Raw genomic sequence first — 12,011 nt, 5'->3', positions numbered from 1 at the left:
CGGGGCGGCGGGGTCGCCACCACTGTAATGGCCAGCATTGTAGCGGATGGGGCAGGCGATTCACTATAATGGCAGGCTCGCGGCGTCAGGCACAGCACCCGACGCCCTTCCGCCTTGCCGGTCGGTGGCTACCACCGGCCCATCTCGACACGCGCCCCGGCGCTGGAGTCTCGACATGTCCGAGCGTATCGCCACGGTCACCCGCAACACCCGGGAAACCCAGATCACGGTGACCCTCAATCTCGACGGCGCGGGACGCCTGGCCTGCGAGACCGGCGTGCCCTTCCTCGACCACATGCTCGACCAGGTGGCCCGCCACGGCCTGATCGACCTCGACATCGAGGCGCTGGGCGACCTGCACATCGATGACCACCATACCGTCGAGGACCTCGGCATCACCCTGGGCCAGGCCTTCCACCAGGCGATCGGCGACAAGTGCGGCATCTACCGCTACGGCCATGCCTACGTGCCCCTGGACGAGGCCCTGTCGCGGGTGGTGGTGGATTTCTCCGGCCGCCCGGGGCTGTTCATGGATGTCGAGTTCACCCGCGCCAGCATCGGCCGCCTGGATACCCAGCTGTTCTGGGAGTTCTTCCAGGGCTTCGTCAACCATGCCCGGGTGACCCTGCACATCGACAACCTGAAGGGCTTCAACGCCCACCACCAGGCGGAAACCATCTTCAAGGCCTTCGGCCGCGCGCTGCGCATGGCCGTGGCGCCGGACCCGCGCATGGCCGGCCAGATGCCGTCCACCAAGGGCAGCCTCTGAGGCCGCCGAACGATCACACGAGGAGCGCTCCATGACCATTGCCGTCATCGACTACGGGATGGGCAACCTGCATTCCGTCGCCAAGGCACTGGAACACGTCACCCACGAGAACGTGATCGTGACGCGGGATGCCCGTCGCATCCGCGGCGCCACCCGCCTGGTGTTGCCCGGCCAGGGCGCCATCCGCGACTGCATGGGTGAGCTCGAGAAGACCGAGCTGCGTGGCCTGGTCGAGGAACTGCTCGCCCGCCAGGCCAAGCCGCTGCTGGGCATCTGCGTCGGCCAGCAGATGCTGCTCGACCACAGCGAGGAGAACGGCGGCATCGGCTGCCTGGGCTTCCTGCACGGCGAGGTGAGGAAGTTCCCGACCGACATGCGCGATGACCGGGACAACCGCCTCAAGGTGCCCCACATGGGCTGGAACCTGGTGCACCAGCACCACGACCATCCCCTGTGGGCGGGCATCGACCAGGACGAGCACTTCTACTTCGTGCACAGCTACTATGTCGACGCCGCCGACGATGCCACGGTGTTCGGCACCACCGACTACGGTCGGGTGAATGCCCATGTGGCCATCGGCCGCGATGCCACCTTCGCCGTGCAGTTCCACCCGGAGAAGAGCTCCCGGGCCGGCCTCAAGCTGCTGGAAAACTTCGTGCAGTGGACGCCCTGAGCGGCGCCACACTCTACAGGCACAGGCGCCCGCGGCCGCGCCACACTCTACAGGCGCCCGCCGCCGCGCCCCTCTTTACTTTCTGCAGGCGCCCGCGGCTGGGCCAACCGAGGACACTGACATGCTGGTAATTCCCGCCATCGACCTCAAGGACGGCGAGTGCGTCCGCCTCAAGCAGGGCCGCATGGACGACGCCACCACCTACGGCGATGACCCGGTGGCCATGGCCGCCCGCTGGGTCGAGGCCGGCGCCCGTCGCCTGCACCTGGTCGACCTCAACGGTGCCTTCGAGGGCATGCCGGTCAACTTTGAGGCCGTCACCGCCATCGCCCGGGCCTACCCCGACCTGCCCATCCAGATCGGCGGCGGCATCCGTAGCGCCGAGACCATCGAGCACTACCTCGAGGCCGGGGTCTCCTACGTGATCATCGGCACCCAGGCGGTCAAGGAGCCGGCCTTCGTCGGCGAAATGTGCCGGGCCTTCCCCGGCCACGTGATCGTCGGCCTGGACGCCCGGGATGGCTTCGTGGCCACCGACGGCTGGGCCGAGGTCTCCGAGGTCAAGGCCGTGGACCTGGCCAAGCGCTTCGCCGACGATGGCGTCTCCAGCATCGTCTACACCGATATCGCCCGCGACGGCATGATGCAGGGCGTCAACGTCGAGGCCACCGCTCAGCTTGCCCGCGAGGGGGGCCTGCCGGTGATCGCCTCCGGCGGGGTGACCGACCTCGACGACCTGCGCGCCCTGATCGCGGCCGGCGAACCCGGCATCCTGGGCGCCATCACCGGGCGCGCCATCTACGAGGGCAGCCTCGACGTCGCCGAGGCGCAGCGGCTGTGCGACGAACTCAGCCAGAAGGGGAACTGATCCATGGGACTCGCCAAGCGCATTATTCCGTGCCTGGACGTCGACGCCGGCCGCGTGGTCAAGGGCGTCAACTTCATCGGCATCCGCGACGCGGGTGACCCGGTGGAGATCGCCCAGCGCTACAACCAGCAGGGCGCCGACGAGATCACCTTCCTCGACATCACGGCGAGCCACGAGGACCGCGACACCACGGTGGGGATGGTCGAGCGCATCGCCGGCGAGGTGTTCATCCCGCTCACCGTGGGCGGCGGCATCCGCAGCTGCGACGACATCCGCACCATGCTCAACGCCGGCGCCGACAAGGTCTCGATCAACACCGCCGCAGTGACCAATCCCGACTTCGTGCATGAGGCCGCCGAGCGCTTCGGCAGCCAGTGCATCGTGGTGGCCATCGACGCCAAGAAGGTCTCCGCGGAAGGCGAGCCGGAGCGCTGGGAGATCTTCACCCATGGCGGACGCCGTCCCACCGGACTGGATGCCGTGGAATGGGCCAAGAAGATGGTGGCCTACGGCGCCGGCGAGCTGCTGCTGACCAGCATGGACCGCGACGGCACCAAGGTCGGTTTCGACCTGGGCGTGACCCGCGCCATCGCGGACGCGGTGAGCGTACCGGTGATCGCCTCCGGCGGGGTCGGCACCCTCGACCACCTGGTCGAGGGCGTCATCGAGGGTGGTGCCGATGCGGTGCTGGCGGCCAGCATCTTCCACTTCAGCGAGTACACCATTCCCGAGGCCAAGCGCTACATGGCCGAGAGAGGGATCGAGATGCGACTGTAAGCAAACGACGGGCTCGCCATTTGGCGAGCCCCTTGCATTCCGGCCGGCCTGGGCCTACTCCTCGGCGGAGAGGCCCAGGTTGCTGATGCCATCGTTGCGCCCCAGGCGGCGCAGCGCCTTGAGCGCCTCGCTATCAAGCGGTCCCGCCTCCAGGGCCTCGAGCACCGCGTCCTGGAAGTCGTTCTCGTCCGCCATCAGCGGATGGCCGCGCACCAGCTCGCCCAGCCGCGCGGCGTCCTCCTCGCCCTCGGTGAGCTCGATATAGGCGCGCACCCCGCTGCGCGAGGCCCGGCTGACCTCCTGCACCGCCTCGGGGGCCTCGCCACGCAGGATGTCGAGCAGCGCCGAGAGCGCCACCACCGCCTCCAAGGCACGCCGGGCCCCGAAGCTGTCGTCCTCGGCGGGGGGCTCCAGCGCGGCAAGCTTCTCGGCCTGGCGGTCGAAGTCGATGCGTGCTTCCCTGACCGCCAGCCGTTCCCAGACGAGATCCAGGATCACCCGCAGGCCGTGGGGATCGCCCACGCCGGTGGTGGCGGCATAGAGGCCGTAGTTGGGCAACAGCCGCTCACAGAGCGCCGCCATGAAGGCCTGCTGGCGACGCGGGTCGAGCTGCTGCAGGCGCTGGAAGAAGCCGCTCATGGAGTCTCCTTGGGATCCTGTTGTCCGAATGTTCGATGGATGGCAAGGGGCGTCGGGGGCAGGCCGGAGGGGAGGTCCTACGCCAGGGATGGCGTCGGTAGCGCCCAGGGATGGGTTCACAGCGCCTCCCCACAGGCCTGTCGCCGAACCAGCCCCGCTGAAGTTTCGCAGATCAAGGCCATAGAAGCTCCGCCGGGGCGCGCCCACGGGGATCGAAGAGCACGCCTTCGGCGACCAGTCGCCGACGCTGCTCCTCGGCCCCGCCGTGATCGGCCAGCTTGCGCGAGGCGGTGATCACCCGGAACCAGGGCAGGCCGTGGCCGGCGGGCAGCTCGCGCAGGGCCCGTGCCACCAGGCGGGGCGTGGCGCCATCGGTCATCGCGGCGATGCGCCCGTAGCTGGTTACCCGGCCGGGCGGGATCTCGGCCAGGATGGTCAGTATCTGTTCCCGCAGCTCCGGCTTCATGTACCCTTGCGCTCCGTCCCGTCCGTCACTCGGCATTCCATCAAGGCGAGGCCCGCATGCACGTTCACCTTCTCCAGCACAGCCCCCACCAGGGACCGGCCCGCATCGCCGACTGGCTTGCCAGCATGGGGCACAGCTTCACCGTCTTCCACCTCGATGCGGGGGAACTGCCGCCGCGGCTGGCCGATGGCGATGCGCTGATCGTGCTCGACGGCCCCGAGGGCAGCCTCGAGGATGGCCAATGCCCCTGGCTCAGGGGCGAGCGCAAGCTGATCCACCGGGCGCTGGATGCCAACAAGCCGCTGCTGGGAATCGGCTTCGGTGCCCGCCTGATCGCCGAGGCGCTGGGGGCGGTGGTGGCCCGCGGCACCGTGGCCGAGACCGGCTGGCACCGGGTGGACCTCGCCCCGCTGAGCCCCGTCGACCTGCCCGATACCTTCGAGGCCTTCATGTGGCACCGCGAGGTCTTCGCCCTGCCCGACGATGCCCTGGCGCTGGGCCGCAGCCAGGCCAGCCCGTTGCAGGGCTTCACCTGGGACGACGGCCGGGTGGTGGCACTGCTCTGCCACCTGGAAACGACCACCGACAGCGTGCGGGCGCTGCTTGACCATCAGGCGCCGCCCGAGGGCAGCGAGACCAGCTCCCATGCCCAGGAGCGGGCGGCAATGCTCGACGACCCGAGGCGCTTCGACCGTCTGGCCCCGCTGCTCGACCGCCTGCTCAGCCAGTGGCTGGGCAGCACCGCCGCGGCATGACGGCTCAGGCCGACTGAGGCTGCGGCCGGCCGTCCCGGCGCGCCTCGGCCGACCACTCCCTGGCGACCCGCAGACAGCTCTCCCAGTCGCCGACGTGGAGAAAGTGGCGCTCGGGGTGCTTCTCCAGCTGATGGCGATAGAGCGGGTCATAGTATTCGGTCAGCAGCGGGGCCAGCCAGGCCTCATGGGCCTGGCGATTGCCCCGTTCATGCTCGCGGAAGGCGAGCGCCTGCAGGCGCTGCAGGCGCGCCAGACGCTCGCTGCCCAGGCGCTTCCTCAGCCGGCTCAGGGCGGTGGTGAGCTGCTTGCGCATCAGCGCCCAGCCCAGCCAGTCGCCGAACTGCCGGTGATGGACCTCCCACAGGTCGTCGATGTAGTCCTTGCGGATCTGCGCCAGCCGCCAGTCCAGGGGCATCTCGATGCGGATACGCGGTGCCGGCACCATGCCCTCCCAGAAGCGCAGCGGGATGTTGGCCGCCCCGATGCGGCGGGACTCGTCCTCCACCACCAGCGGTCCGGGCAGCTCCAGCAGTCGACGCCCCATGGCATGCTCGAAGTCGATCTGGCTGGGCGCCGGCAGCGGGTGGCGCCCGAAGGCCGAGCCCTTGTGGCGGGCACAGCCCTCCAGGTCGAGGCCATTGTCCAGCGCCAGAATCAGCGGCGTCTTGGCACAGCCGGTGAGGCCGCCCACCACCAGCTGAGGCTGCTCGGCCGCCGCGTCGATGCGCGCGCAGAGGGCCTGGCGCATCGCCTTCCAGCCGCCGCGGATACGCGGACGGGTGATGCCGGACTCGGCCAGCCACTGCTGGGCGGTCCGCGAGCGCAACCCGCCGCGGAAGCAGTAGATGACGGCATCGGGATGCGCCGCGAGGAGCCGCTGCCAGGCGGCGACCCGGGACGCCTTGAGGCCACCGCTGACCAGCCGCTCGCCCAGGGCGATGGCCGCGTCCTGGCCATGCGCCTTGTAGGCGATCCCCACGAGGTGTCGCTCCTCGTCGTCCATCAGCGGCAGATTGACGGCGCCGGGCAGCGACCCCTGGGCGAACTCCACCGGCGCGCGGACATCGATCAGCACGCGCCCTTCCCGCAGCAGCGCGAGGTCGGGCTCGACCAGCGGCAGGCTCATCCACGCACCTCGATCAGCGCCGGCCCGCTGGCCTTGACGACCTCGCCGAAGGGCGTGAGCTCGATGCCGTGCTGGCGGCCGATGCGTTCCACATCATCCTCCCAGGAGGGGTGCACCGAGAGCAGCAGGCCACCGGAGGTCTGCGGGTCGCAGAGCCACTGCCAGTGGGCCTCGTCCATCTGCGGCAGACTCTCGCCCAGCGCCTCGCGGTTGCGCCGGGTGCCGCCAGGCACCGCGCCCTTGCGGCGATAGGCCTCGGCCTCGGCGAGCCGCGGCAGGCGGCGGAAGTTGATCCGGGCGGCCACGCCGCTGGCCGCGCAGATCTCGGCGAGGTGTCCGGCCAGGCCGAAGCCGGTGACGTCGGTCATGGCATGCACGCCCTTGACCTTCGCAAGCTCCATGCCGATGGCATTGGACTTGAGCATGGTCTCACGCGCCAGGCCCTGATGGCCGGGCTCGATCAGCCCCTGCTTCTCGGCCGTGGTCAGCAGGCCCACCCCCAGCGGCTTGGTGAGGAACAGCAGGTCGCCGGGCTTGGCACCCTTGTTGAGCTTTAGATGCTCGAGGTCGACGAGGCCGTTGACCGCCAGGCCGAAGATCGGCTCGGGGGCATCGATGGAGTGACCGCCGGCCAGCGCCACGCCCAGTTCGCGGCACACCGCCTGGGCACCGGCTACCACGTCGCCGGCGATGTCGGCGCCGAGCTTGTCCAGCGGCCAGCCGAGGATGCCCAATGCCAGCACCGGCTTGCCGCCCATGGCATAGACGTCGCTGATGGCATTGATCGCCGCGATACGGCCGAAATCAAAGGGGTCGTCGACGATCGGCATGAAGAAGTCAGTGGTGGCGATCATGCCGCGACCGTCGCCCAGGTCGTAGACGGCGGCGTCCTCGCGCCCCTGGTTGCCGACGATCAGCCGCGAGTGGCTGGCCCCGGGGCCGGCCTTGGCGAGGATACTATCTAGCACGTCGGGGGCGATCTTGCAGCCGCAGCCGGCGCCGTGGCTGTACTGGGTCAGGCGGATGGCGCTCATCTCGTTCTCCTTGGCATTCACTACCCGCATTCTACATCAGAGTGCCGGACCTAGAGGGCATCGAGGGCCTCGGCGAGCTTGTCCACGGCGACCACCTCCATGCCCTCGGGCGAGCGCTTGGGGGCATTGCCGCGGGGCACGATGGCCCGCTTGAAGCCGTGCTTGGCCGCTTCGACGATGCGCTCCTGGCCGCTGGGTACCGGGCGGATCTCGCCGGAGAGTCCCACCTCGCCGAACACCACCAGCTCCCGGGGGAGCGGCCGGTTCTGCAGGCTGGAGACTACCGCCAGCAGCACCGCGAGGTCGGCGCTGGTCTCCAGCACCTTGACCCCGCCGACCACGTTGAGAAAGACGTCCTGGTCCCCGGTGAATAGCCCCCCATGGCGGTGCAGCACCGCCAGCAGCATGGCCAGGCGGTTCGGGTCGAGGCCCACGGCGACGCGGCGCGGATTGCCCAGCGCCGACTCGTCGAGCAGCGCCTGGACCTCCACCAGAATCGGCCGGGTGCCCTCCCAGACCACCATCACCAGGCTGCCGGCACTCTGCTCCTCGTTGCGCGAGAGGAAGATGGCGCTAGGGTTCTTCACCTCCTTGAGGCCGTGCTCGAGCATGGCGAACACACCGAGCTCGTTGACCGCGCCGAAACGGTTCTTCTGCCCGCGAAGAGTGCGAAAGCGCGAGTCCGCCCCGCCCTCGAGCAACAGCGAGGCATCGATCATGTGCTCCAGCACCTTGGGGCCGGCCAGGCTGCCGTCCTTGGTGACGTGCCCCACCAGCATCAGCACGGTATTGCTCTGCTTGGCAAAACGCGTCAGGGACGCGGCGGACTCACGCACCTGGGCCACCCCGCCGGGCGCCGAGGCGATGTCCTCCAGGTGCATGGTCTGGATGGAGTCGATGATCAGGATCTCGGGACGCTCACGCTCGGCCACGGCGAGGATGGTCTCGATGCTGGTCTCGGCCAGCATCTTCAGGCCCTGCACCGGCAGCTGAAGACGGTGGGCGCGCATCGCCACCTGGGAGAGCGACTCCTCGCCGGTGACGTAGACCACCCGGCGAGACTGGGCCAGCTTGCAGGCGGTCTGCAGCAGCAGGGTCGACTTGCCGGCCCCGGGGTTCCCCCCGAGCAGCACCGCCGACCCCGGCACCAGGCCGCCGCCCAGCACCCGGTCGAACTCCGCGAAGGTGGAGGAAAGCCTGGGCACCTCGCTGAGGTCGACGCTGGCCAGGTCGACCACCTCGCGGGACAGGCCGCCGGCGTAGCCGCCGTGCACTGTCGAGGTGGCGCCCGTGGCAGCACCGGGGCGCGCCGCCGAGAGACGGACCTCGCTCAGGGTGTTCCACTCCCGGCAGCTGCTGCACTGCCCCTGCCACTTGCGGTACTCGGCACCACACTCGGTGCAGACGAAGGCGCTCTTCGCTTTGGCCATGCGGCACTCTCTCCCACGGTCAAGGCCATCATTCTACCCGCCACGGGCCTGGTACCGATGGCATGCCCGCAACGACAAGGGGCGACCCTGAGGGCCGCCCCGCTACTGCGCATTCAGACGTCTACAGGCGCTTGAGCTGCAGCATCTCGCTGTTCTGGAAACGACGCAGGTTGGGGTCGATCAGCTCGAGGGTCTGCCCATCGACGCGCAGGAAGTAGTAGGTCTGCCCTTCGCCATCGGGTGTCAACTCGTAGACGGTGGCAGTGGGGTCCTGCTCCGTGCCTTCGAGGACTTCCCAGTTGCCCGCGTAGTTCTCGTCCGGCGGATTCTGCGGGTGCGCCCGATACGAGGCCTCGAGGTCGAAGGTGCGTTCCTCGGCCACTCCCTGCTCCTCGCCGTTCAGGGTCACGTTCAGGTCGATGCCGTCGCAGTTGCGACACGGCAGGGTTCCCTGGTAGGTCGCCGTGGTCGCTTCCATCTCCGGGGCGGCGGCCTGGTCGGTGGGTCCGGCGGCGCAGCCGGCCAACAGGGCGGCCAGGGCGGTGCCGGCCAGCAAGGTCCTGATTTGCATTTGTGTCCTCCTAACCAATGGGCATGACGCCGTGAAGCACGGCAGCCTGAGTGACAGCATAACCTCTAGTGTCCTCAGCGGACAGCCTCCCCGCCCTGCATCAGGCCAGCGGATAGACATGGGTGAAGATCAGTGCCAGCACCAGCGGCATGACCACTAGGCTGCCCAGGTTGCCGATCAGCACCAGCGAGGCCACTTTGTGCGGCTCCTGGCGATACTGCTCGGCCACCAGGTAGTTCAACACGGCCGGCGGCAGGGCGGCAAACACCCAGAGGGCCGCCGCCTGCAGGCCCGAGAGGTCGAGCCACCAGATCAGCGGCACGGCCAGCACCAGTCCGGAGAGCGGGCAGAGCACCGCCCCGAGCAGACCGGTCTTCCAGTCGCCGAAGTCGATGTCCAGCATCCTCACGCCCAGGGCGAAGAGCATCAGCGGGATGCAGACCCCGCCCAGCATGTGCAGCGCCTCCAGGAACCAGCCCGGCAGGGGCACGCCGCCCAGGTTGACGGCGAGGCCGGCCAGGCTCGCCAGCACGATGGGCATGCGCAGCAGCCGCCACAGGGGGGTGTGCGGGCTGAGCATGTAGAGCCCCACCGAGAAGTGCAGCAGCATCTCGATGATGAACAGCACCACTGCCGCCGGCAGGGCCTTCTCGCCGAAGGCCAGCACCAGCAGGGGGATCCCCATGTTGCCGGAGTTGTTGAACATCATCGGCGGCAGGAAGGTCTTGGTCTCGAGCTTCAGCCACTTCGCCACCGGCCAGAGCACGAGCCCCGACCCCAGCACCACCACGGCCCCCGCCAGGGCCAGGCTCGCGTAATCCGCCAGGGGCGCCTGGCGGTCGGCGAGCACGGCGAACACCAGCATGGGCACGAAGAGTTCCATGTTGAGGGTGTTCAGGCCGCGGATGTCCGGCGTGCGGAAGCGGCCGTAGAAGGTCCCACAGCCGGCGATCAGGAAGACGGGCAGCAGGGTGGCGAGGATCTGGGCGGTCATTGCATGGGTCCATAGGCAGCGAATGATCGATGGCGGCCCTCGAGACTAGCATGGTCGTGGCTTGCGCGGTCACGCTGCTCGGGTCACCATGACCAAAGTCCAATCCCCCGAGCGAGTGACCATGAGCAAGTTCTGGAGCCCCGCCGTTCGCGAGCTGACCCCCTATGTCCCGGGCGAGCAGCCCCGCGAGCGCCTGATCAAGCTGAACACCAACGAGAACCCCTATCCGCCGGCCCCCGGCGTCGAGGCCGCCCTGCGCGACTTCCCCGCCGACCACCTGCGGCGCTATCCGGACCCGGAATCCCGCGCCCTGCGCGAGGCCCTGGCAGCGGAGCTCGGGGTAGCGACGGAGCAGGTGTTCGTCGGCAACGGCTCCGACGAGGTGCTCGCCCTGGCCTTCCAGGCCTTCTTCCGCCAGGGGCGGCCACTGGAGATGCCGGCCATCTCCTACAGCTTCTACCCGGTCTACTGCCGCCTCTATGAGATCGAGCGCCGCAACCACCCGCTCGACTCCCAGTGGCGCGTCGACCTCGAGGCCTTCGGCCAGGATACCGGCGGCGTGGTCTTCGCCAACCCCAATGCCCCCACCGGCCATGGTCACGGACGCGAGGCCATCGCCGGGCTGCTCGAGCGGGTCTCCGAGGCGGTGGTGCTGGTCGACGAGGCCTACGTGGACTTCGGCGGCGAGAGTGCCGTGCCGCTGGTGGAACGCTTCCCCAACCTGCTGGTCACCGGCACCTTCTCCAAGTCCCGCAGCCTGGCCGGCCTGCGGCTCGGCTATGCGGTGGGCTCCCGCGAGCTGATCGAGGGGCTGGAACGGGTCAAGGACTCCTTCAACTCCTACCCCGTCGACAGCCTGGCCAGCGACCTGGGCATCGCCTCCCTGAAGGACCGCGAGCACTTCGAGGCCTGCCGCGAGGCGGTGATCACCACCCGCGAGCGCACCCGGGGGCGACTCGAGAGCCTGGGCTTCCAGGTACTGCCCTCGCAGACCAACTTCGTGCTGGTCAGCCACCCGGAGTTCGATGCCGCCCAGCTCTTCGTGGGCCTACGCGAACGCGGCGTGCTGGTGCGCCACTTCAACAACGAGGTGCTGCGCGATCACCTGCGGATCTCCATCGGCACCGATGACGAGATGGACAGCCTCATCGAGGCGCTCGAAAGCCTGTGCCGCTAGGGCCGCCCCATGGTCAAGGAATGTCCGCACCTGCCCCTGTCCAGGGTCCATCACGTGGCGCTGATCACCGCCGACTATGCCCGTGCCCGGCGCTTCTATCTCGAGGTGATGGATGCCGAGATCATTCAGGAGACCTGGCGAGCCGAGCGTGACAGTCACAAGCTGGACCTGCGCCTCCCGGGGGGCATCCAACTCGAGCTGTTCTCCTTCCCCTCGCCGCCACCACGCCCCAGCTACCCCGAAGCCTGCGGGCTACGCCATCTCGCCCTGGCTACCCCGGATCTCGAGGCCTGCATCGACCTGCTGACGGCTCGTGGCGCGCAGCCGGAACCCGTCCGGGTCGACGAGATGACCGGCGCACGCTTCACCTTCCTGGCCGACCCCGATGGCACCCCGATCGAGCTGTACGAAGAACCTTCGCCGGAACGGCGGCCATAAACGAGGAAACCCCAGCTTCATTAGAAGCCGGGGTTCCTGGAATGAAAAAACCCCGTGCTCTGTCGAACATGGGGTCTTCTCGGGATAGGTGCCTGACGATGACTTGGCCGGCACTCCGGGACTCGCCATGGGGAGGCCCCCAGAACGACGAAACCCCGACCAATGGCCGGGGTTTCAGAATAGGTGCCTGACGATGACCTACTCTCGCATGGGGAGGCCCCACACTACCATCGGCGCTGAGCGGTTTCACTGCTGAGTTCGGCAAGGGATCAGGTGGTTCCCGCACGCTATGGT

The 12,011-nt window shown here is 68.8% G+C and carries 14 protein-coding genes and 1 rRNA gene; 7 read left to right on the top strand and 8 right to left on the bottom strand.

Annotated features, from left to right (window positions below; translation table 11 throughout):
- Window positions 1–175 precede the first annotated feature (175 nt).
- The 4 genes from hisB (at window position 176) to hisF (ending at window position 3,087) form a co-directional block, all read left to right on the top strand.
- Window positions 176–769: an imidazoleglycerol-phosphate dehydratase HisB gene (gene hisB / locus OP497_RS08040; protein WP_280547684.1), complete on the top strand. Its 594-nt coding sequence runs from the start codon at window positions 176–178 to the stop codon at window positions 767–769.
- A gap of 31 nt (window positions 770–800) precedes the next feature.
- Entirely contained in the window at window positions 801–1,442 is a 642-nt protein-coding gene (hisH, locus tag OP497_RS08035; protein ID WP_280547683.1) for an imidazole glycerol phosphate synthase subunit HisH, read from the top strand.
- Window positions 1,443–1,563: 121 nt separating this feature from the next.
- Window positions 1,564–2,310, top strand: coding sequence for a 1-(5-phosphoribosyl)-5-[(5-phosphoribosylamino)methylideneamino]imidazole-4-carboxamide isomerase (gene hisA, locus OP497_RS08030; protein WP_280547682.1), 747 nt, complete (start codon window positions 1,564–1,566; stop codon window positions 2,308–2,310).
- Between the two features lie 3 nt (window positions 2,311–2,313).
- On the top strand, window positions 2,314–3,087 hold the full coding sequence (gene hisF, locus OP497_RS08025) for an imidazole glycerol phosphate synthase subunit HisF (RefSeq protein WP_280547681.1): 774 nt from the start codon (window positions 2,314–2,316) through the stop codon (window positions 3,085–3,087).
- 54 nt (window positions 3,088–3,141) lie between these two features.
- Here the strand turns inward: hisF and OP497_RS08020 are convergent, their stop codons facing one another.
- Both OP497_RS08020 and OP497_RS08015 read right to left on the bottom strand, forming a co-directional pair.
- Complete coding sequence (locus OP497_RS08020) at window positions 3,142–3,726, bottom strand: YjaG family protein (protein WP_280547680.1); 585 nt, start codon at window positions 3,724–3,726, stop codon at window positions 3,142–3,144.
- A gap of 172 nt (window positions 3,727–3,898) precedes the next feature.
- Window positions 3,899–4,192, bottom strand: coding sequence for an MGMT family protein (locus tag OP497_RS08015; RefSeq protein ID WP_280547679.1), 294 nt, complete (start codon window positions 4,190–4,192; stop codon window positions 3,899–3,901).
- Between the two features lie 56 nt (window positions 4,193–4,248).
- Between OP497_RS08015 and OP497_RS08010 the strand changes: the two genes are divergently transcribed.
- On the top strand, window positions 4,249–4,947 hold the full coding sequence (locus OP497_RS08010) for a type 1 glutamine amidotransferase (RefSeq protein WP_280547678.1): 699 nt from the start codon (window positions 4,249–4,251) through the stop codon (window positions 4,945–4,947).
- 4 nt (window positions 4,948–4,951) lie between these two features.
- Here OP497_RS08010 and mnmH read toward each other — a convergent pair whose 3' ends face one another.
- From mnmH to OP497_RS07985, 5 genes are all read right to left on the bottom strand, one after another.
- On the bottom strand, window positions 4,952–6,073 hold the full coding sequence (mnmH, locus tag OP497_RS08005) for a tRNA 2-selenouridine(34) synthase MnmH (RefSeq protein ID WP_280547677.1): 1,122 nt from the start codon (window positions 6,071–6,073) through the stop codon (window positions 4,952–4,954).
- Complete coding sequence (gene selD, locus OP497_RS08000) at window positions 6,070–7,107, bottom strand: selenide, water dikinase SelD (RefSeq protein WP_280547676.1); 1,038 nt, start codon at window positions 7,105–7,107, stop codon at window positions 6,070–6,072. Before selD ends, mnmH begins: the two co-directional genes overlap by 4 nt.
- Before the next feature lie 50 nt (window positions 7,108–7,157).
- Window positions 7,158–8,537 (bottom strand): DNA repair protein RadA, encoded by a 1,380-nt coding sequence (gene radA, locus OP497_RS07995; protein WP_280547675.1) that lies wholly within the window; start codon window positions 8,535–8,537, stop codon window positions 7,158–7,160.
- Window positions 8,538–8,658: 121 nt separating this feature from the next.
- Window positions 8,659–9,108 carry a copper resistance protein NlpE N-terminal domain-containing protein gene (locus OP497_RS07990; RefSeq protein WP_280547674.1) on the bottom strand — a complete coding sequence of 150 codons (450 nt, stop codon included), beginning with the start codon at window positions 9,106–9,108 and terminating at the stop codon, window positions 8,659–8,661.
- Between the two features lie 100 nt (window positions 9,109–9,208).
- On the bottom strand, window positions 9,209–10,102 hold the full coding sequence (locus OP497_RS07985; RefSeq protein WP_280547673.1) for an AEC family transporter: 894 nt from the start codon (window positions 10,100–10,102) through the stop codon (window positions 9,209–9,211).
- Window positions 10,103–10,223: 121 nt separating this feature from the next.
- On the opposite strand from OP497_RS07985, the gene hisC reads away from it, so the two are divergent.
- Both hisC and OP497_RS07975 read left to right on the top strand, forming a co-directional pair.
- A complete protein-coding gene (gene hisC / locus OP497_RS07980) occupies window positions 10,224–11,279 on the top strand; it encodes a histidinol-phosphate transaminase (RefSeq protein WP_280547672.1) in 1,056 nt (351 codons plus the stop codon).
- 9 nt (window positions 11,280–11,288) lie between these two features.
- Window positions 11,289–11,717 (top strand): VOC family protein, encoded by a 429-nt coding sequence (locus tag OP497_RS07975; protein WP_280547671.1) that lies wholly within the window; start codon window positions 11,289–11,291, stop codon window positions 11,715–11,717.
- Window positions 11,718–11,902: 185 nt separating this feature from the next.
- Here the strand turns inward: OP497_RS07975 and rrf are convergent.
- A 5S ribosomal RNA gene (gene rrf, locus OP497_RS07970) occupies window positions 11,903–12,011 on the bottom strand; the annotation flags it as partial.

The organism is Halomonas sp. 11-S5 (assembly GCF_029889825.1).
In the GTDB taxonomy this organism is placed as follows: Bacteria; Pseudomonadota; Gammaproteobacteria; order Pseudomonadales; family Halomonadaceae; genus Halomonas.
The sequence above is the reverse complement of the archived record's forward strand: the minus strand, read 5'-3'. Positions and strand labels throughout refer to the sequence as shown.

Excerpts from the sequence above, each read along its gene's own strand:
- hisA (WP_280547682.1), top strand. The coding sequence starts at position 1,564 with ATGCTGGTAATTCCCGCCATCGACCTCAAGGACGGCGAGTGCGTCCGC.
- selD (WP_280547676.1), bottom strand. The coding sequence starts at position 7,107 with ATGAGCGCCATCCGCCTGACCCAGTACAGCCACGGCGCCGGCTGCGGC.
- OP497_RS08010 (WP_280547678.1), top strand. The coding sequence starts at position 4,249 with ATGCACGTTCACCTTCTCCAGCACAGCCCCCACCAGGGACCGGCCCGC.
- OP497_RS08020 (WP_280547680.1), bottom strand. The coding sequence starts at position 3,726 with ATGAGCGGCTTCTTCCAGCGCCTGCAGCAGCTCGACCCGCGTCGCCAG.
- OP497_RS07990 (WP_280547674.1), bottom strand. The coding sequence starts at position 9,108 with ATGCAAATCAGGACCTTGCTGGCCGGCACCGCCCTGGCCGCCCTGTTG.
- OP497_RS07975 (WP_280547671.1), top strand. The coding sequence starts at position 11,289 with ATGGTCAAGGAATGTCCGCACCTGCCCCTGTCCAGGGTCCATCACGTG.
- hisC (WP_280547672.1), top strand. The coding sequence starts at position 10,224 with ATGAGCAAGTTCTGGAGCCCCGCCGTTCGCGAGCTGACCCCCTATGTC.
- radA (WP_280547675.1), bottom strand. The coding sequence starts at position 8,537 with ATGGCCAAAGCGAAGAGCGCCTTCGTCTGCACCGAGTGTGGTGCCGAG.
- mnmH (WP_280547677.1), bottom strand. The coding sequence starts at position 6,073 with ATGAGCCTGCCGCTGGTCGAGCCCGACCTCGCGCTGCTGCGGGAAGGG.
- hisB (WP_280547684.1), top strand. The coding sequence starts at position 176 with ATGTCCGAGCGTATCGCCACGGTCACCCGCAACACCCGGGAAACCCAG.
- OP497_RS08015 (WP_280547679.1), bottom strand. The coding sequence starts at position 4,192 with ATGAAGCCGGAGCTGCGGGAACAGATACTGACCATCCTGGCCGAGATC.
- hisF (WP_280547681.1), top strand. The coding sequence starts at position 2,314 with ATGGGACTCGCCAAGCGCATTATTCCGTGCCTGGACGTCGACGCCGGC.
- OP497_RS07985 (WP_280547673.1), bottom strand. The coding sequence starts at position 10,102 with ATGACCGCCCAGATCCTCGCCACCCTGCTGCCCGTCTTCCTGATCGCC.
- hisH (WP_280547683.1), top strand. The coding sequence starts at position 801 with ATGACCATTGCCGTCATCGACTACGGGATGGGCAACCTGCATTCCGTC.